We start from the raw sequence: 19599 nt of genomic DNA, 5'->3' as shown, positions 1-19599 counted from the left end.
ATTAGCTGTTTGTTAGAATATAAAAACATTTATCTTAAATTGAAAAACATTAAATTAATTGAATGATTTTTAAAAAAGTGTCATGGCTTATTAAGCGTCACCCTTTTTTATACTTAACGAGATTCAAACTACTATCTAAAAACTCAAATCTCGAAGGCATTAAAGGAATAGCTTATAACCAAATTAATTTAAGTAAAGATATCCCTAGTAACTTTAAGGAAATTAATGAAGAAATTTTTAAGGATGGTAAGCCATCTGATGATTTTGAAAAGGCTAAAACGATTTGCCTTTGGTTACAAGATAACATCAAAGGTGGTCCAGGGTTGAGTGAACCCTCAGATAGAGCGCTTCAAATAATGTTAGAAGGTAAAGGAGGAGTTTGTAGTGATTTAACACAGGTGTTTAATAATTTTTGTGTTATAAACGGTATTAAGGTAAGAGAATGGGGCACCACAAGAGCACCGTTCAACAGAGAATATGGTGGACATTCCTTTAATGAAATTTATAGTGAAACCTTAAAAAAATGGGTTTTAATAGATGTTTCTAGTAGTTTGTTGTTTTATCATAAACGTGATGAACCCCTTTCTGTAATAGAACTATATCAGTTAATAAGAGCCAACGAAGAAGTTAGTTTTAAGACTTTTAATAAAAACAAACCATTGATTAAAAATAGTGTAGAGAGAAACTATTTAAACCCAGATACCATACCTTTTTTAATCTGTAATTATTCTAACAAAACTTATGACTCTGTTTTAAGATATACTCGACCTTTGGTACCGGTTTTCGTTTCACACTTTTTTATATTTGCTATTGGAAAAAGTTATTATTATAGCTTTCCGTTAGATGATTACAAAAAAATAGTTTCTTAAACTTTTAATTCCTAAGTTTAGGTTCAGTGTTTTTTTGATCCCTTTTTTTAAGCAAGCTTTTTGAAGACTAATATTACATATTTAATAGCTATAGTATTTCATGCTTTTATTGGCATGATTATTTATTTCAATGAGTCTTTGGCTAAATTATATTTTGCAGCTGCTCTATTGTACTTTCTTTACAGAATTATAATATCTCCAAATCATTTAAAAACTTTCGAAGTTTTAAAAGCTTGTGCATATTTTGTTGGTGCAGAAGTGTTTTTTCGTATGACAAGAGGTGCAATATCCTACGAAGCAGGAAAATATCTTGTAATTGTGTTTATGATAATGGGTATGTTTTATAAAGGCATATCAGGTAAAGCATATCCTTACTTTTTATATATTTTATTGCTTATACCCTCAATATTTGTTGCTTCAACAACATTGAGTTTTGACGCTAATTTTAGAACAAATATTGCATTTGTGTTAAGTGGGCCGGTTTGTTTAGGTTTTGCTGCATTATTTTGTTACGATAAAAAAATAAGTATAAAACAACTGCACAAATTACTACTGTATACTGTACTACCGATTATAACGCACACTATTTATATATTCTTTTATAATCCAAGTGTTAAGGAAGTATTATCTGGTACAGGCTCTAATAGATCTGCTTCAGGTGGTTGGGGAGCTAATCAAGTCTCTTGTATATTAGGTTTAGGTATGCTAATTATAGCAATAAGATTATTTGCTAAGTCACCGACCAAAGGTTTAAAAATATTAAACATAGTAATTTTTTCTGCCATTAGTTATAGAGCAATTGTTACTTTTAGTAGAGGAGGAGTTCTAACCGCAATAATTACAATAGTAGCTTTTTTGGTTATTTATTATTCGGTAGTTTCTAAAAGAAAGAGAGGGAACATTATAATGATGTCCGTGATTTTTGTTTTTAGCATGGCTTTAACGTGGTTAATTAGTTCTAGCCAGACAGATGGCTATATTGATTTACGATATGAAAATAAAGACCATTTAGGTAGAGAAAAAGCAGATATTACAACAGGAAGAGGTCAACTTTTTGAAGAAGAAATCTCAGGTTTTATTTCTAACCCGTTCTTTGGTATCGGCTCTAGTAGAGCTAAAGACGAAAGAATTGAAATAGAAGGTCAGGGGGTAACTTCTCATAGCGAAGTAAGTAGGTTATTGGCAGAACATGGTATGTTTGGTGTGGCAATTTTAATAATTCTTTTGTTTAAACCTATAGATTTTAGATCGCGAAATAAGCGCAATTATTTATTCTATGCTTTTATGGGGTTTTGGTTTGCTACTATTAATCACTCATCAATGCGACTCGCTGCTCCAGCATTTATTTATGCTTTAGCGCTATTAAATGTAACTTATGAAAACAGTCCTATATATAGGAAATTACCTTAATAATAATAAGACTAACATTTCTACTATTAGCACTACAGGAGCACTATTAGAAAATGAAGGTTATAGATTATACTATGCATCTAGTTACAATAATAAAATTGTTAGGATGATGGACATGGTATATACTTGCTTTAAATATAGAAAAAAAGTAGATTATGTTCTTATAGATACATATAGTACATGGAATTTTTACTATGCCTTTATTATCAGTCAACTATGTAGATTCTTAAATTTAAGCTATGTGCCAATATTACATGGTGGTAATTTATCGAGGAGGCTACAATCTAGCCCCATAATGTCTAAGCTATTATTTAAAAATGCAATTTATAATATTTCACCTTCTTTATATTTAAAACAAAAATTCAGTGAGTTTGGTTATGGTAATGTTAAGTATATTCCTAACACTATAAATATTGGTAAGTATACGTTTTACAATAGGAAATTTGACATACCTAAGTTATTATGGGTTCGTTCATTTTCAGAAATTTATAACCCAAAAGTGGCTATAGAAGTTTTAAAACTATTAAAAGAGGTTTACCCAAGTTCAGAACTTTGTATGGTTGGCCCAGACTCAGACGGTTCACTAGCAAAAGTTAAAACTTTAGCCAATAAATATAATGTGAAAGTTAAATTTACAGGAAAGTTAAAAAAGGAACAGTGGATTGAGCTTTCTAAGGACTATAACACATTTATTAATACTACAAATTTCGATAACATGCCAGTGAGCGTCATTGAAGCAATGGCTTTAGGGTTACCTGTTGTTTCCACAAATGTTGGTGGATTACCGTATTTAATTGCTCATAAAAAAGAAGGGTTATTGGTGCCTCCAAATAATGCTTATGCTATGTCTGAAGCAGTCATAAAATTAATGAAAGATAAAAATTTAAAGGAAAACATAGTCAATAATGCTCGAAAAAAGGTTGAACAATTTAACTGGGAAGCTGTTAAACCGAAATGGAAAAGCCTTTTATCGTAATTAGTATAGAAAATGATTTGCACTTCTTATATTTACAATACAACCAACTTAAATAATGGCAAATAAAAAAGGCATACACTTTGAAGTTTCAGAACGTAAGATTCTTCTTAGGCTCATGGATTTAGCCATGGTTTATTTGGCTATTTATTTGTTAAATCTTTATCCTGAATTTGAGTATATCGAATTCAATTCAGAGAATATTGTAGCGCTTATATTACTTGGAGTTTATATTACAATTTTCGGAACTATTTTTGAGCTTTACGATCTTCAAAAGGCAAGTAAACTAGATACAACATTTAGAAATATAGTAATTACCACATCAACAGTGGTGTTATTTTATCTATTAACACCAGTCTTATCGCCATATCTGCCAGAAGAGCGTATTCAAATCGTATATTTTTATCTCGCAATTATCATATCTATTTTGGTATGGAGATTTCTTTATATTAACCTTATAGAATCTCCAAGGTTCTACAAAAGGGTGCTTTTAGTGGGAGAAGTTTCAAATATTGAAGGTTTAGTAAGTTCTTTGAATACATCAGATCCTAATTATAAAATTGTTGGGTTTATAAATAGTGAAGTATCTACTCCGGCGTCTGTAAAGTATAAAGGTCTCAAAGAATTTGATGCTAATTCTTTTCTAGATGTTATTGAAAGAGAACGCATCTCAGAAGTATTGGTTGCAAGTTTTAATTCAGAATCAATTATAGCAGAGGTTTATCATGATTTAATGCTTTTATTGGAGCGCGGATTTAAAATAAGAGAGTACACGCAGGTGTATGAAGAGTTATTGTATCGTGTGCCAATACAGTTTGTGGGTAAGGACTTTTATAAATACTTCCCGTTTAGTAGAAGTAATGAGAACAAATTATATATCTTTTTTCAAAGAGCCTTCGATATCATTTGTGCGATTATAGGGTTGTTAATTTGTTTGGCAATTTTACCATTCATTTTCATCGGTAATCTTTTAGGAAATAAAGGGCCGCTTTTTTATACGCAAGAACGTGTGGGTAGAAATGGCAAACCATTTCGTATAATTAAGTTGAGAACAATGGTTATTAATGCTGAAATGGATGGTGCAAAATGGGCAAAAAAGAATGATACGCGTGTCACTAAATTTGGTAAGTTTTTAAGACGGTCTCGACTCGATGAAATCCCTCAATTCTATAATGTACTTAAGGGAGATATGAGTGTTATTGGACCTAGGCCAGAGCGTCCTTTCTTTGTAAATGAACTTGCCCGAATTATTCCTTTCTACGAAACAAGACATATTATAAAACCTGGCTTAACAGGTTGGGCACAGGTAAAAACAAGATATGGTTCTTCCGTTGAGGATAGTCTAACAAAACTTCAATACGATTTGTATTATATTAAACACAGAAGCATTTTTTTAGATTTTAATATCTCCATAAAAACACTCAGCACCATCTTATATTATAGAGGTCAATAATATTATTTAAAGTACTTAATAAGGTAGATATAACGTACTGCCAATGCGACAAGCAAAGGTGCGAGTCCAATAGCAAATACTTGCACGCCAATTATCCAGTGCAATGTCATTAGACAAAGCATTATAATTAAAAACTTAAGATAGCTTCTAAACCAGTTCTTTGGTTGTTTCTTAAATAACTGACCAATTACAACAATGTTCAAAGGTACAGCCCATAAAAGATTATAATTATGTGCAGTAGCTGTATGGTCCGTGGCAAACCACAATAACAATAATAAAACACCTATTATCCCGGTAATGCTGAATAATGTTACATCTAACCAATGGCTTCTTTTTTTGTTTTTATAATCTTTATAAGTGATGTAAAGTATCAATAAAGCAATAAGACCAAGTATCACTAAAGGACTTAATAGAAAATCAAAAGAAGCTTTTCTTTCTTTTCTTTCGTAGAGCGTAGAAGAAGTTTTTACAAAATCTCGATTACCAATTTTAGCAACTTCAAAAAAGGAATGGATATACTTTGGTAAAAACATATATTCATTTGCAGAGGCATTTCTATCTATCACAGAACCTAAAGCCACATCAATACCCAAACTTCCCCAAGAATTTCGGTCAACATGTTCATGAATAAGTTCTCTAAATGTCTTTTGCTCAAAATCTTCAGGTACACTAAAGCTTATAGGACTATTGGTAACAGTTTCAGAAACATCCCTAATTTTTGTAGCACAATTGTCATAAAAAAAATCGTAAAGATACCTTCGGTTTTCTGGCTTATAGTTATTCTCTAAAAAATCAAAGAGACTTTGTTTTTCTTTAAGGTTAAAATTTAAAACCTGTTCGTCAATAGAACGATTGTAACTCGTATAGTGATAATATATATTTGAAAAATTATGTCTACTGATGAGGTAATTCAATTTGCCTCTTGCAAATTTTAAGTAGAAGTTGGGTGCGTCAAAATCATATTCGCCATAGCCGTATACCAGATCTATTCCTTTGGATTTGTCTTTTATTCTAAAAGCATTATGCCCAAAAGCATCATTAAGCGATTCGCCTGGCCCAAAAGTAAGTACAGAGACTTCTGCGTCCTCGGTTAATTGAATCTGTTGACCAAAAGAGGAAACGTAAACAAAAAGAAAAAGGAAAAAGGATAGTTTTAGTTTCATTTTTGAAATATACTATCTAAAAACACTAAAATCAATTTTTAGCGAGAATACATTGGAATATAATGCAGCACTTTGATCACCAATGTCAGTAAAGGCATAATCGATCTGAATGCCTTTGTATTTAAATCCAACACCGAAGTTAGGCTGAAACGTTAAATCTTCAGAATTATCAATCTGTCTTTCATTCTGAAAATTGCCAACACCACCTCTGAGAAACACCAAATCCGTATAACCGAACTCAAAACCTAATGCAGGATTTATACTCGCTACAGAGGTGGAAAATACATCATTGTTCTCTTCAAAACGCACATTAAGATTTGCAGCACCCAATAACGAATAGTCATAGTTGAAAATCCATTTTTTAGACATGCCCAATTGTAGTTTAGGTATAGTAACCTCGGTAGTTTCAGGTAATTCTTGATTTTGCCCTTCTACAGCTCCGCTTATTTGCTCAAATTTTTCTTCGTCTATAGACCAAGCATTATAGGTAGTAGAAATATCTCTTGCCATTAGTCCAAACTTCCAACCAGATTTGTTCTCAAACTGAATACCAGCATCAAGGCCAAATCCCCAAGATGATGCAAAATCACCAATAATTCGTCGTATTATTTTAGCATTAACGCCAAAGTTTAAACCATCTAATGGTAGTTTTCTCGCATAAGAAAAGGTCAATCCATAATCTGCTGTAGAAAACGTGCTGATTCTATCGTAATTGATATTGCCTTGGTCATCTATCAACTGTGTTGTGTCTAAAATATCATCGACACCAAATCTAATTAGTGATATACCAACCGCACTTCTATCATCCAAGGGCATACCGTAACCAATGTAGTTGTAGTTGGCAATATTGGCAAAGTAACTAGAGTGCATTAGAGCAAGTTGATTGTCTTCGAGGTGTACCAATCCTGCAGGATTCCAATATCCCGAATTCACATCTGCAGTTTGGGAAACCACAGCATTGCTCATTCCCAATGCAGCAGCATCTACACCAATATTCATAAATTCATTAGAATACTTTCTAGTGGTTTGGGCCGAAGCAAAAAGTGTAGCAAGTGTTAAGAGAATTACAGCGTAATTTTTCAACAGCAAAATTTTTTACAAATATGCACAATTTTTCTATCTATTTAACTTATAATAAGCGCACTTATTGTTTTATGTACTGGCTATTTGAAAAAAAAGTGAGCTATGCCCAAATACTTTTTTATTTTTACATAAACTAACCATATATGAGTTTTAAGAGACACATTCCTAATATTGTTACACTTCTTAATTTATTTTCCGGATGTATTGCCGTTATTTTTGCCGTTTATGGCAATTTTGTTGCTGCTGCAATATTTGTGTTTTTAGGTATATTTTTCGATTTTTTTGATGGTCTTTTAGCGCGTAAGCTCAATGTACAGAGTCCTCTTGGAATTCAACTTGATTCTTTGGCAGACTTGGTAACGAGTGGCGTAGTGCCAGGAATTATAATGTTTAAATTAATTTCTATAACAGTTGATGCGCCAGATTATGCTGCTTACAGTGATAGTTGGAATTCTATTTTCCATTGGCAAGGTTTTAAACTATCTGTTTTACCACTTATTGGTTTGTTGATTCCATTAGCATCAGCATATCGATTAGCAAGGTTTAATCTTGATGAAGACCAGCAGACTTACTTCAAAGGCTTACCTGTACCTGCCAACACATTGTTAATTTTATCCTTACCATTGATTCTAGAATACCAGAATAGTGATGTAATGAATAGTATTATCATCAATAAATGGTTTTTGATAGGTCTAACGCTTTTAAGCTGTTATTTGCTTAACTCTAGCGTCAAATTATTCGCACTAAAATTTAAGGATTGGAGTTTTAAGAACAATGCCACACGCTATATCTTTTTAATTATAAGCATCGTGGCGCTTATCATTTTGCAATTTGCAGCAATACCAGTTGTAGTTGCACTTTATATTGTTCTGTCTATTATAGACAAAAAGAACATTCACTAATAAAATTTTAAAGACATGGCATCAGGCTTCTTTGCTTTACTAGATGATATTGCGACACTTATGGACGATGTTGCTACTATGACCAAAGTGTCAACTCGTAAAACTGCAGGTATTTTAGGTGATGATTTAGCGGTGAATGCCGAAAAGGCTTCAGGCTTTAGCCCATCTAGAGAATTACCTGTGCTTTGGGCTATTTCAAAAGGATCATTAATAAATAAAATCATCATATTACCATTGGCATTTTTAATGAGTGCTTTTGTTCCTAAGTTGGTCGTTGTTGTTTTATTATTAGGAGGCCTATATCTTGCTTATGAAGGTGCTGAAAAAATTTACGAATTCTTTTTTCACAAAAATGAAGATAAAGTAATAGCAGCTACAAAGGACGTATCTCCAGAGGAACTTATAAAACTTGAAAAATCAAAAATAAAATCTGCTATTATTACTGATTTTATACTTTCTGTTGAAATTGTAATTATAGCTTTAGGTACAGTGGTAGAAGAAGTATTAACGACTCAGATTATTGTAGTTTCAATTGTTGCGCTTATTGCTACGGTAGGTGTTTACGGTATCGTTGCCTTCATTGTCAGAATGGACGATATGGGGCTCAAACTGATTAAAAAGAGCAAATCCAAATCTAGCTTTGTATTTAATCTCGGTACGGGATTGATAAAGGCATTGCCATGGGTGGTAAAATCTTTATCCGTAATCGGTACTTTAGCCTTGTTGTTAGTTTCGGGAGGAATTTTTGTTCACAATGTGGAATTTTTACATCATGTTTTAGAAGGTATTCCAGGTATTTTAAGAGATTTTATTATAGGTCTCGGAGTAGGAATAGTTTGTTTGTTGGTTGTAAAAGCTATTAAATTGATGTTGCCAAAAAAGACTTAGCATTTAAAACTCCAACTTCTTCTTACGAAGCTCAAAGTTCTGACCTAAATAAACCTTACGTACCATTTCATCATTTGCCAATTCTTCTGGCTCACCAGCTTTTAGGATACCACCTTCAAACATTAAATACGTTCTGTCGGTAATAGCCAAGGTTTCCTGTACGTTGTGGTCGGTAATAAGAATACCAATATTCTTCTTGGTCAGTTTTGCGATAATACGTTGAATATCCTCTACTGCCACAGGGTCTACACCTGCAAAAGGCTCATCCAACAGAATAAAATTTGGGTCGGTCGCTAGAGCACGAGCAATTTCTGTACGACGTCGTTCGCCACCAGAAAGCAAGTCACCTCTATTGGTTCTAATATGTCCCAAACCAAACTCCTCGATTAGGGATTCCATTTTTGCGTGCTGTTCTTTCTTGCTTAATTTGGTCAGCTGAAGTACACTTAGAATATTATCCTCAATACTGAGTTTTCTAAAAACAGAAGCTTCTTGTGCTAAATATCCGATGCCGTTTTGGGCACGTTTGTACATTGGGTACTTGGTAATGTTGGTATTATCCAAGTAGATATTTCCGCCATTCGGTTTAATAATACCCACAATCATGTAAAACGAGGTTGTTTTACCAGCACCATTAGGACCAAGTAAACCGACAATCTCTCCTTGGTTGACTTCAAGGGAAACATCCTTTACTACTTTTCGTCCGCTATAGGACTTCATTAAATGTTCTGCACGTAACTTCATAAATACTTGCTTATAACGCTAAAAATAATAAAATGATATAGACTCGGATAAGTGTTGTCCCAGTTTTATTAAAAGTTTAACCTTGTGAGTGATGTTCTTCCAATGCTTCCCAATACTCATGCGCACGTCTTAAATGCGGAATGACGATTGTACCACCAATCAATGTGGCAATACCTAGCGCTTCACTAATTTCAGCTTTAGTTAAACCTTCTTTGTGCGAAGATTCTAGATGATATTTTACGCAATCATCACATCGCAAAACAGTTGATGCTACCAAGCCTAAAAGCTCTTTGGTTTTTTTATCGAGAGCACCTTCAGCAAATGCATTGGTGTCGAGATTAAAAATGCGTTTTACAATTTTATTGTTGTCCGCTAAGATTTTATCGTTCATTCTAGAACGGTAATCATTGAATTCTTTAACGATATCAGACATATTTATTTGGTCTTAACTTTTGATTGTTTTCTATTTTGGTTTCTAACCACGACTGCCGAAATATATATACTCACTTGATACAATACTAATATTGGTATGGCTACAATTACCTGACTTGCAATATCTGGAGGTGTAATAATTGCCGACAATATTAAAACAATAACAAGGGCATATTTTCTGTATTTTTTTAAGAACTGCGGAGTCACTAAACCTATTTTAGTTAAAAAGTATATGATGATAGGTAACTCAAAGACAAATCCTGAAGCTAAAGCAGACGAGCGTACTATAGCAATAACAGAGCTAACATCAAACTCGTTGGAAATTTGTTCACTAATCTGGTAGTTGGCCAAAAAGTTAATGGATAACGGTGTCACTATATAATAACCGAATAAAACTCCTGTAAAGAATAGTAGCGAAGCCACTACCAGAAACCCTCTCGAACTTTTACGTTCATTGTCCTTTAAGCCAGGACTGATAAAGCTCCATAGTTGATATAGTACATAAGGAAAAGCTACAATAAACCCTGCGTAAATAGATGTCCAGATATGAGCAGAAAACTGTCCTGCAACCGTTCTATTCTGAATAATAAATGGAAATTTATCAGCACAGAACGTGGTGTCTGTCATTCCGAAAAACTTTGAAACTTGGCAAAGTCCATTATAGGTGAGGAAATCCATTCTTGTTGGACCAAAAATTATGACATCAAAAATAAATTTCTTGCAGATAAATGCTAACGTCGCAGCAATTACAATACCAAGCGTCGCTCTTATTAAATGCCATCTTAAATCTTCAAGATGATCTAGAAAAGACATTTCGTCAATATTCTTCTTCGCCATTATATAATGCCTTCTTTTATTAAATCATGAAGATGAACAACACCAGCATATCTGCCATTGCTCTCCACAAGTAATTGTGAGATTCCAAATTCTTCCATAACCTCCTTAGCATCAACAGCCATAGCATCTTCGTTGATACGTCTTGGACTGTTACTCATTATATCCTTTGCTTTTAGACCAGCAATATCGTCACTTTTGCTAAGCATTCGTCTTAAATCTCCATCAGTAATAATACCAACAATGTCGTCATTATCTATCACAGCGGTAACACCAAGCATCTTTTCTGTGATTTCAACAATCACCTCTTTTAAACTGGCTTCAAGTCCAACTTGAGGTTTCATGTTTTGGGACGATAAGTCATTAACTCTTAGATAGAGGCGTTTGCCAAGCGCACCACCAGGATGATATTTAGCAAAATCCTTGCTAGAGAAGCCTCTTAAGTCTAGTAAACTTACTGCCAACGCATCTCCCATAACCAGTTGTGCTGTGGTACTTGTGGTTGGTGCTAAATTATTAGGGCAAGCTTCTTGCTCCACATATACATTCAAAACAAAATCGGCTTGTTGACCCAAAAAAGAATCTTTATTGCCTGTAATAGCAATCATTTTGTTTTTGGCATTCTTAATAAGAGGTACCAAGACTTTAATTTCGGGAGTGTTGCCGCTTTTAGAAATGCAAATAACCACATCATCTTTAAGTATCAACCCTAAATCACCATGAATAGCATCGGCTGCATGCATAAAAATGGCAGGCGTTCCGGTGGAATTTAAAGTCGCTACAATTTTGTTGGCTATAATGGCACTTTTGCCTATACCAGTAATGATAACACGACCTTTTGAGTTATATATCAATTCAACCGCATGGGCGAAGTCTTCTGTAAGTAAATCCGACAAGTTTGCAATCGCTTTGCTTTCAGTATCTATTGTGCTTTTAGCAATGCTTAAAATGGATGATGCAGTGTTCAAAACTAATTTTGTATTGGGTTTTTTAAATTTAAAGAAATTACTATCTTTAAAGTTATTGCAAATGTATATAAAATAGTTATAGGGATTAATGAGTATTGCAGAAATTGACTTACACTCCGCACTAAAAAAATACTTTGGTTTTTCTGGGTTTAAAGGTCTTCAAGAAGAGGTTATAAAAAATGTCGTAAACGGTAACAATACTTTTGTTATTATGCCCACTGGTGGTGGCAAATCGTTATGCTACCAATTACCGGCTTTAATAAAGGAAGGTACAGCAATTGTTGTGTCTCCGCTTATCGCGTTGATGAAAAACCAAGTGGATGCTATTAGAGCGGTGTCAGAACACGAAGGCGTTGCGCACGTTTTAAATTCATCTTTGAACAAAACCGAAGTAAAGCGTGTTAAAGATGATATCACAAACGGTATTACAAAATTGTTGTATGTGGCACCAGAGTCGTTGACCAAAGAAGAATATGTGGACTTCTTAAAAACACAGAAGATTTCTTTTATGGCCGTGGACGAAGCCCATTGTATTAGTGAATGGGGACACGATTTTAGACCAGAGTACAGAAATTTAAAGACCATCATTAAACGAATCGGCGATGATATTCCGATTGTTGGATTAACCGCTACGGCCACTCCAAAAGTACAGGAAGACATTCTAAAGAGTTTAGGGATGCCAGATGCCGTAACCTTTAAGGCGTCGTTTAACAGACCCAACTTATTTTACGAAGTACGTCCAAAAACCAAAAATGTTGATGCCGATATTATCCGATTCATTAAACAAAATGAAGGAAAATCTGGTATTGTATATTGCCTGAGTAGAAAACGTGTTGAGGAATTGGCACAGGTGCTACAGGTCAACGGAATTAAAGCCGTGCCTTACCATGCAGGTTTAGATGCCAAAACCAGAGTGAAACATCAAGACATGTTTTTGATGGAAGATACAGACGTCGTTGTGGCGACCATTGCGTTCGGAATGGGAATCGATAAGCCCGATGTGCGTTTTGTCATTCACCACGATATTCCTAAAAGTATAGAAAGTTATTACCAAGAAACAGGTCGCGCTGGTCGCGATGGTGGCGAAGGTCACTGTTTGGCCTACTATGCCTATAAAGATATTGAGAAGCTCGAAAAATTTATGTCTGGTAAACCTGTGGCAGAACAAGAAATTGGTCATGCTTTGTTACAGGAAGTTGTGGCATTTGCCGAAACCTCAATGTCTAGACGAAAATTCATCTTGCATTATTTCGGTGAGGAATTCGATAATGAAACTGGTGAAGGAGGAGATATGGATGATAATGTCCGTAATCCTAAAAAGCAAGTTGAAGCGCAAGACGATGTTAAGATTCTTTTAGATACGGTACAAAAAACCAATGAAAAGTATAAAGCCAAGGATTTGGTACAAGTAATCATTGGTCAATCTAATGCGCTTATTGGTTCTCATAAAACGGACACACAACCATTTTTTGGAATCGGAGAACATAAAGATGCCAGATATTGGATGGCCTTAATTCGTCAGGTGATTGTGGCAGGCTACCTTAAAAAGGATATCGAAACCTATGGTGTGTTACGATTGAGCGAATCTGGAAAATCATTTATTGAGAAGCCAAAATCATTTATGATGGCAGAGGACCACGTCTATGACGAAGGTTCTAATGATGGCATTGTTACAAACTCCAAAGGAGGTGGAGCTGTAGCTGATGAAAAGCTAATGAGCATGCTTAAGGATTTACGAAAGCGTAATGCCAAAAAATTAGGTGTGCCACCATTTGTTATTTTTCAGGATCCTTCCTTAGAGGATATGGCTTTAAAATATCCGATAACCATAGATGAATTGTCTAACGTGCATGGAGTAGGTGAAAGCAAAGCCAAAAAATACGGAAAAGATTTTGTAGCTCTGATTTCGGATTATGTTGAAGACAATGACATTATGCGACCAGATGATATGGTGGTGAAGTCCACAGGCTCTAACTCTGCCCTCAAACTTTACATTATCCAAAATGTGGATAGAAAACTACGCTTAGATGATATTGCGTCCTCAAAAGGTATGGAAATGCCAGACTTTATTAAGGAAATGGAGGCCATTGTCTATTCTGGTACCAAACTCAACATTAATTACTGGATTGATGAAATCCTAGATGAAGACCAACAGGAAGAAATCCATGACTACTTTATGGAATCTGAAAGCGATAAAATCTCTGATGCCATTGAAGAATTTGATGGCGACTACGAAGATGAGGAACTGCGCCTATACCGTATTAAGTTTATGAGTGAGGTGGCGAATTAGAAAAGATTTATGATCAATAATGTTTTGTTATCCTGATATTAGTGAGGGATAGCTCAAATATGTATTACTATATAACGTGTTAGGTGTAATTTGAAAAAATATGGAATTAGATAAAAACGCTATATACAGAACTTACGAAAAAAAACAACCTTTATTTAAGAGAGCTTTAAGCAATACAAAAGATGCGTTACAGCAGTTTTTAGCAGAAAAAGAAATACCGTATTTAGTTATTAGCACCAGAGTTAAAGATTTCTCTTCTTTTTTCGAGAAAATAAGTAGAAAAAAATATGAAAATCCTTTTGAAGAAAATGAAGACTTTTGTGGTGTAAGAATAATTGTCTATCATTTAGAAGATATAGATAAAGTAAGAGATATTTTAAAAGAACATTACGATGTCCAAAATTTAGAGGATAAAACTGATTCCTTGGAATTAAACCAATTTGGATATCGTTCAAAGCATTTAATAATCAAAATAAGAAATTCTTGGTGTGTGACGCCTAATTATAAAAATCTTAATAATATAAAAATTGAGGTTCAAATTAGAACAGTTTTAATGCACGCTTGGGCAGAAATAGAACACAAACTGGGATATAAAAGTAAAAATCAAATACCAGGAAAGCTACAGAGAAAATTATTCTTAATGAGCGCCAAACTCGAAGATGCCGACCATCAATTTCAAGATATTAAGAATGAAGCAGACGAATATAAATACAAAACCATATCTGAATCTGAAAAAGCTGGCAAATTTGTGGGCAATGATTTAAACCTAAATTCACTTCAAGCTTTATTAACCTACTATTTCCCTAATGAAGAACCACACTCTGAAATGGAATCAAGATTATTACAAGAAATTGAAAAGTCCGAATTGTCGATGAAAGATTTAGTTTCAACTGCTGAAAAATCAGTAAAAGCGGTTGAATTCATTAAAGAGAATATGTTTAATGGAGATATAATTAGGACAACACCACGAGCGAACATACTGACTTACGGTCTTGAAGCTTTTAATAATAATTTTAGAAAAATTGCCCCTTCTAGTAATTCAAGGTCGCAAATTGTTGAAAAACTAAAAAGAAAATACTCCTAACGACAGCTATAGTTCATTACGGCTGGAATTCCTAATTGGAATTTCAAGCATTTTATTAAATTTATACTTACTGCGGCATGATACTAGCGTACCCTTGCGTAACAAAACCATATCCACAACCGTTTCGGCACATTAAACCATAATCCCGTGAAAAGAATGAATAACTACATAATCTTCGGAGTTTTAGCATTAATCGGAATAATTGTTTTGATTAGTTGGAATTCAAAACGGAATTCAAAAACACTTGAAATTTCTGAAAATAGGAATGAATTACGGAATACTGAAATACAACTAGGAAAACGAGATTTAAAACTCGTTGTCACATATGATTATGGTGAAAAAGCAAAAGTCATATCTGAAAAAGCGACATCGGAAATAATAAAAAGTACAATGAAGTCAATCAACTGGAATGAATTTCATATTGTGCAACTAAAAGACGAAAATGGTGGTGGATATAAAGCTTTGGACGTTGGTGGAAGTTTAGGAGATGATGGATTAGCTTCTGGGTTTGTGACAGATGACGATCATATTCTATTGGTACAGCCATTAGAAACGGTTGAGCAAATGACTGAAATACTACTTAACTTTTTAAAAGGAGAAGATGTTTGGCGGAATAAATATGAATACAAATAACATGCTACAACAAAGCACTATAGTAAAAAAACTATCTGCCGACATGCAGACAAGTAAAACCTCATTCCTCCTCATCAAACCCCTCATACTTACCAAAGGTAATCTCCTTATTTTTAACCTTTAGTAAGATGTTCTTTAACTTAGCTTGCTCTAAGGTCTTAATATCAGCTTCCTCAATCTGAAAGTCTATTTTGGTAATATGTCGTCCTTTTACGTCTGTTGGGTCAGATTCAAATTCAATGGAATCGGAGCGGAGTTGTAGCTCAAAATTATCACCACTAAAGATCAGCTGAGCACCATTTTTAACCTTCACCTTTAATTGGCCAACAATGATGGTTTGAAAAAAGAAGTAGCCTCCCAATTCATTAAGACCAGCAAAAAGCACATTAGCGTCAGACACCGCATAAGGTTGATGCTCTATAGACGCAATAATAGCCTCAATAGTATCATCGGTGTTTTGTGTTGACTCTGTTTTATTAAATAGTTTAGAAAAAGAAAAGCCCATAAATTAAATTTTGCCAAAACTAAGAAATTTAATCGTCTAATTTAAAAGATTGCCGCGCTCGTACCTCGCTCGCAATGACACTTTAATTTTATATGGCTGGTTTTTCAACTTACTGCTTCGAGCTTCGAGCTTCCAACTTTACTTTGTATCTTTGCACCCTTAAACAAAAGAAAACACAATGCAAGACGGTTTATACGCAAAATTCAACACCTCAAAAGGTGAGATATTGGTTAATTTAGAGTTTGAAAAAACACCAGGTACGGTAGGCAACTTTGTGGCACTGGCAGAAGGAAATTTAGAAAATTCGGCTAAGCCTCAAGGCACACCTTATTACGATGGTTTAAAATTCCATAGAGTGATACCAGATTTTATGATTCAAGGAGGTTGCCCACAAGGAACTGGTACAGGTAATCCAGGTTATAAGTTTGATGATGAGATCCATCCAGATTTAAAACACGATGCACAAGGGAAACTGTCCATGGCAAATGCTGGTCCTGGTACTAACGGAAGTCAATTCTTTATTACACACGTAGAAACACCTTGGCTAGATGGTAAACATACCGTTTTTGGAAATGTTATAGAAGGACAGGATGTGGTTGATGCAATAGCACAAGGCGATACCATTGAAAGCTTGGAGATTATAAGAGAAGGTGAAGCTGCAAAGAACTTTAATGCCGTTGAAGCATTTAGAACGTTTGAAGGTGCTCGCGAAAAGCGCGTAGCAGCCGAGCGCGAAGCTGCAAGAGCAGAACTCGATAAATTAGCTGCTGGTTTTGACGAAACGGATTCTGGTTTACGTTATAAGGTCATCCAAAAAGGTGATGGTAAAAAAGCCAATAAAGGAGATATGGTATCTGTACACTACAAAGGTCAGTTGGCAGACGGAACTGTTTTTGATTCGTCATACAAGAGAAACTCACCGTTGGATTTTCAGGTTGGAGTAGGGCAAGTGATTCCAGGTTGGGACGAAGGTATCTGTTTACTAAATGTAGGTGATAAGGCACGTTTGGTGATTCCAAGTGATTTAGGTTATGGCTCAGCAGGTGCAGGAGGTGTAATTCCACCAAATGCTACTTTGGTTTTTGATGTAGAATTGATGGGAATAAAATAAGCAGAGAAACATTTTTGGTTCAAAAATGCGTGAATCGCTTATACCGAACTAGTTTCGGTATCTACAAAAATTTCGTAACAAAATGTAATTAAAATCGTCTCACTTTTAGTGAGACTTTTTTATTTTCAACAAACCAATCATCTAATCAAAATGAAAACTAAAAGCATAATCTTTATTCTACTAATTGCAATAATTGGTGTTAGTTGTTCAAAATCAGTAGAATATTCAGAGGAATTCAAGAAGCAGACTTCAGGTAAATATCTTTACAATCCTGATGAATTAATCTTAGTGTATTATGAAGGTGACAAACTTCTTCTCAATTGGAAAGGCGGTGAAATAAAACCCGTAACATTAAGCGAGAATGAATTTTTTGTTCCTGATATGTATAAAAAATTCCGATTTGTACAGCATCCTAAAACTAAAGAACGTTATCTGTCTGTGATACCAGAAGACAATGAAGACAAAGTCACTTATGATTATTTAAAGGTTGCGGAAGACTATAAAACACCAAGTCAGCATTTAGCAGATGGAAACTTTGAGAAAGCATTGGCTGGTTACTTAGAAATAAAAAAACAAGACTCTACCAGTTCTTACATAAGGGAGCGTGACTTTAATAGCATTGGTTACAACCATTTAAGAAAAAACAGATATGACGAAGCTATTGCGGTTTTTAAGCTAAACACTGTTTTACACCCAAATAGTTCTAATGTTTACGACAGCCTTGCAGACGCTTATTTGCGTAGTGGTGATAGCTTACAGGCTTATAACAATTATAAAAAAGCACTTGAAATGGATCCGCACAACCCACGTGCAGAACGCTATTTGAAAGCTTACAAGCCTAAAATGTGATAATCCTAACAACTAGGAGGTTAAGACTTTTTTCTTTTTTTTATGATTTTTTTGATAGCACGATTTGGCTTTAAGCCATTTGTATCGTCTTCACAATAACTTACAAGTTTATTTACCGCAGTTTCGTGTAGTGCTTCGTCACTTAATTTTTCTCCTTTGTTTTGTAGAACGGTCTGTACCATTGCCGCGAAATAAATAGCCATATAACTAGTGTCTCCTTTGGTTAAATCAACAACATCAGCATCAATAGAAAACGTATAATCGGCTGTCCCTTCCATCCATTTAAAGAGATATTGAAAAGCACTTAATCTATTAAGTTCATTAGCATTTGCCGAAGTATTAAGCAGATAATTGGCACATTCGAGAACCTTTGGTTCTGCTTCCTTACATTCTTCAGCAGTTTTAAAATTGGTTTCCGCGAGTTTTACGTAATCTTGCGAAAATAAAGTTGAGGATACACAAAGGGTAAAAATTAAAATGAGTTGTTTCATTGATGGATATATTAAAGATTGATATATAATAAATATACTATCTTAACTTGTATTAAAGTAAAAATTGTAAACTTTTTTTTACAAATTAAGATAGTATACTTAACTAAAAAATCTTTAAGTTATGGTGTAGAAGCTACAACACCAAGCGTATATAATTGTTCCATCGTAGGGCTTTCGCTACCTCCTTCTGGCTCTAGGGTAATACCAAATGCCTGACTTTCGTTAGCATTTGCTATAGCAAAGATTTTATTATCATCGGTATTGAAGTCATCGATTGTACCTAGGCTTGTTGGTGTTAACGGATTAAGTGTTAAGGACCACACTTGCCATACTTTACCTTCTGGTGCGTTAGGTAAACCTTCAGCATCTAGATAAATGGTGTTATCAGCTTTGTTCCAATAGACTTTAGCATAAGAATTTGCAAAATCTCCTTGGCCACCAAGTGGTACTGAAATTATATCCTTATCTCTAATAGCATCTAATAGATTCTTAGTTGCTGCCAGGTTCTCTCTGGCATCTTCTATTTGTATTTCGAGATAATTCCTTTCGGTTTCAGCAGTTTGTAACTGCTCTTCTAGTTCAGATTTATTGTTCAATGTCCACAATAAGCCTCCAGCCAATAAAATTGAGGCAGCCCAACCAGTGTAGGAAATCCAATTAGGTTTTTGAGGTTTAAGATCAACGACTTTCGTTTCTGTATTGCCTAACTTTCCTTTGAAAGATTCAAAATCTATAGCATGAGGTGATACTGCAGCTGTTAATTTTACAACAGCAGCTTCAATCTCTAAAACTTCTTGCAATATTTCAGGATGTTGTTGCATCAACTCATAGACCTCCTGATTTTCTTTTTCAGAAAGTTGACCAGCTACGTATAGCTCTAAAATACCTGATTCTATGTATGCGTTTATATCCATAAT

The 19599-nt window shown here is 34.4% G+C and carries 20 protein-coding genes; 11 read left to right on the top strand and 9 right to left on the bottom strand.

The genetic code is table 11. From position 1 onward, the window contains the following. Positions 1–62: 62 nt before the first annotated feature. Genes ACQ65V_RS00380 through ACQ65V_RS00365 form a run of 4 tightly spaced genes read left to right on the top strand, consistent with a single transcriptional unit; the run spans position 63 to position 4705 of the window. Positions 63–869, top strand: a complete 807-nt coding sequence (locus ACQ65V_RS00380) for a transglutaminase-like domain-containing protein (protein ID WP_430466448.1) — start codon at positions 63–65, stop codon at positions 867–869. A gap of 60 nt (positions 870–929) precedes the next feature. Further along, the gene (locus ACQ65V_RS00375) at positions 930–2279 is read left to right on the top strand and encodes an O-antigen ligase family protein (protein ID WP_430466447.1); all 1350 of its coding nucleotides are present in this window, start codon (positions 930–932) and stop codon (positions 2277–2279) included. After that, positions 2245–3255 (top strand): glycosyltransferase family 4 protein, encoded by a 1011-nt coding sequence (locus tag ACQ65V_RS00370; protein ID WP_430466446.1) that lies wholly within the window; start codon positions 2245–2247, stop codon positions 3253–3255. Before ACQ65V_RS00375 ends, ACQ65V_RS00370 begins: the two co-directional genes overlap by 35 nt. 55 nt (positions 3256–3310) lie before the next feature. Then, positions 3311–4705 carry a sugar transferase gene (locus ACQ65V_RS00365; RefSeq protein WP_430466445.1) on the top strand — a complete coding sequence of 465 codons (1395 nt, stop codon included), beginning with the start codon at positions 3311–3313 and terminating at the stop codon, positions 4703–4705. Positions 4706–4707: 2 nt separating this feature from the next. Here the strand turns inward: ACQ65V_RS00365 and ACQ65V_RS00360 are convergent, their stop codons facing one another. Beyond that, positions 4708–5868 carry a DUF4105 domain-containing protein gene (locus ACQ65V_RS00360; protein ID WP_430466444.1) on the bottom strand — a complete coding sequence of 387 codons (1161 nt, stop codon included), beginning with the start codon at positions 5866–5868 and terminating at the stop codon, positions 4708–4710. 12 nt (positions 5869–5880) lie between these two features. Beyond that, the gene (locus tag ACQ65V_RS00355) at positions 5881–6951 is read right to left on the bottom strand and encodes a PorV/PorQ family protein (RefSeq protein ID WP_412560354.1); all 1071 of its coding nucleotides are present in this window, start codon (positions 6949–6951) and stop codon (positions 5881–5883) included. A 143-nt stretch (positions 6952–7094) separates the two neighbouring features. Between ACQ65V_RS00355 and ACQ65V_RS00350 the strand changes: the two genes are divergently transcribed. Both ACQ65V_RS00350 and ACQ65V_RS00345 read left to right on the top strand, forming a co-directional pair. After that, entirely contained in the window at positions 7095–7853 is a 759-nt protein-coding gene (locus ACQ65V_RS00350) for a CDP-alcohol phosphatidyltransferase family protein (protein ID WP_430466443.1), read from the top strand. A 15-nt stretch (positions 7854–7868) separates the two neighbouring features. Further along, the gene (locus tag ACQ65V_RS00345; RefSeq protein ID WP_155089428.1) at positions 7869–8741 is read left to right on the top strand and encodes a DUF808 domain-containing protein; all 873 of its coding nucleotides are present in this window, start codon (positions 7869–7871) and stop codon (positions 8739–8741) included. Positions 8742–8744: 3 nt separating this feature from the next. Here the strand turns inward: ACQ65V_RS00345 and lptB are convergent, their stop codons facing one another. The 4 genes from lptB to ACQ65V_RS00325 all read right to left on the bottom strand — a co-directional run bounded on the left by lptB (position 8745) and on the right by ACQ65V_RS00325 (position 11719). Further along, positions 8745–9485: an LPS export ABC transporter ATP-binding protein gene (gene lptB, locus ACQ65V_RS00340; RefSeq protein ID WP_430466442.1), complete on the bottom strand. Its 741-nt coding sequence runs from the start codon at positions 9483–9485 to the stop codon at positions 8745–8747. A gap of 76 nt (positions 9486–9561) precedes the next feature. After that, a complete protein-coding gene (locus tag ACQ65V_RS00335; protein WP_155089430.1) occupies positions 9562–9918 on the bottom strand; it encodes a carboxymuconolactone decarboxylase family protein in 357 nt (118 codons plus the stop codon). 2 nt (positions 9919–9920) lie between these two features. Continuing rightward, a complete protein-coding gene (tatC, locus tag ACQ65V_RS00330; protein ID WP_412560357.1) occupies positions 9921–10754 on the bottom strand; it encodes a twin-arginine translocase subunit TatC in 834 nt (277 codons plus the stop codon). Next, the gene (locus ACQ65V_RS00325) at positions 10754–11719 is read right to left on the bottom strand and encodes a KpsF/GutQ family sugar-phosphate isomerase (RefSeq protein WP_273292156.1); all 966 of its coding nucleotides are present in this window, start codon (positions 11717–11719) and stop codon (positions 10754–10756) included. Before ACQ65V_RS00325 ends, tatC begins: the two co-directional genes overlap by 1 nt. Before the next feature lie 88 nt (positions 11720–11807). On the opposite strand from ACQ65V_RS00325, the gene recQ reads away from it, so the two are divergent. From recQ to ACQ65V_RS00310, 3 genes are all read left to right on the top strand, one after another. Further along, positions 11808–14009 (top strand): DNA helicase RecQ, encoded by a 2202-nt coding sequence (recQ, locus tag ACQ65V_RS00320; protein ID WP_430466441.1) that lies wholly within the window; start codon positions 11808–11810, stop codon positions 14007–14009. Positions 14010–14109: 100 nt separating this feature from the next. Continuing rightward, on the top strand, positions 14110–15093 hold the full coding sequence (locus tag ACQ65V_RS00315) for a GTP pyrophosphokinase (RefSeq protein ID WP_412560359.1): 984 nt from the start codon (positions 14110–14112) through the stop codon (positions 15091–15093). Positions 15094–15249: 156 nt separating this feature from the next. Further along, entirely contained in the window at positions 15250–15726 is a 477-nt protein-coding gene (locus tag ACQ65V_RS00310; RefSeq protein ID WP_430466440.1) for a hypothetical protein, read from the top strand. Between the two features lie 61 nt (positions 15727–15787). Here the strand turns inward: ACQ65V_RS00310 and ACQ65V_RS00305 are convergent, their stop codons facing one another. Next, entirely contained in the window at positions 15788–16231 is a 444-nt protein-coding gene (locus ACQ65V_RS00305; RefSeq protein WP_430466439.1) for a hypothetical protein, read from the bottom strand. Positions 16232–16409: 178 nt separating this feature from the next. On the opposite strand from ACQ65V_RS00305, the gene ACQ65V_RS00300 reads away from it, so the two are divergent. Both ACQ65V_RS00300 and ACQ65V_RS00295 read left to right on the top strand, forming a co-directional pair. Beyond that, a complete protein-coding gene (locus ACQ65V_RS00300) occupies positions 16410–17342 on the top strand; it encodes a peptidylprolyl isomerase (RefSeq protein ID WP_430466438.1) in 933 nt (310 codons plus the stop codon). 150 nt (positions 17343–17492) lie between these two features. After that, positions 17493–18191, top strand: a complete 699-nt coding sequence (locus ACQ65V_RS00295) for a tetratricopeptide repeat protein (protein ID WP_430466437.1) — start codon at positions 17493–17495, stop codon at positions 18189–18191. Positions 18192–18211: 20 nt separating this feature from the next. Here ACQ65V_RS00295 and ACQ65V_RS00290 read toward each other — a convergent pair whose 3' ends face one another. Further along, the gene (locus tag ACQ65V_RS00290) at positions 18212–18682 is read right to left on the bottom strand and encodes a hypothetical protein (RefSeq protein WP_430466436.1); all 471 of its coding nucleotides are present in this window, start codon (positions 18680–18682) and stop codon (positions 18212–18214) included. Between the two features lie 119 nt (positions 18683–18801). Further along, entirely contained in the window at positions 18802–19596 is a 795-nt protein-coding gene (locus ACQ65V_RS00285) for an anti-sigma factor (RefSeq protein WP_412560363.1), read from the bottom strand. Positions 19597–19599 lie beyond the last annotated feature (3 nt).

The sequence above is a fragment of the Winogradskyella ouciana genome, from assembly GCF_965284585.1.
Lineage (GTDB): Bacteria > Bacteroidota > Bacteroidia > Flavobacteriales > Flavobacteriaceae > Winogradskyella > Winogradskyella ouciana.
The sequence above is the reverse complement of the archived record's forward strand: the minus strand, read 5'-3'. Positions and strand labels throughout refer to the sequence as shown.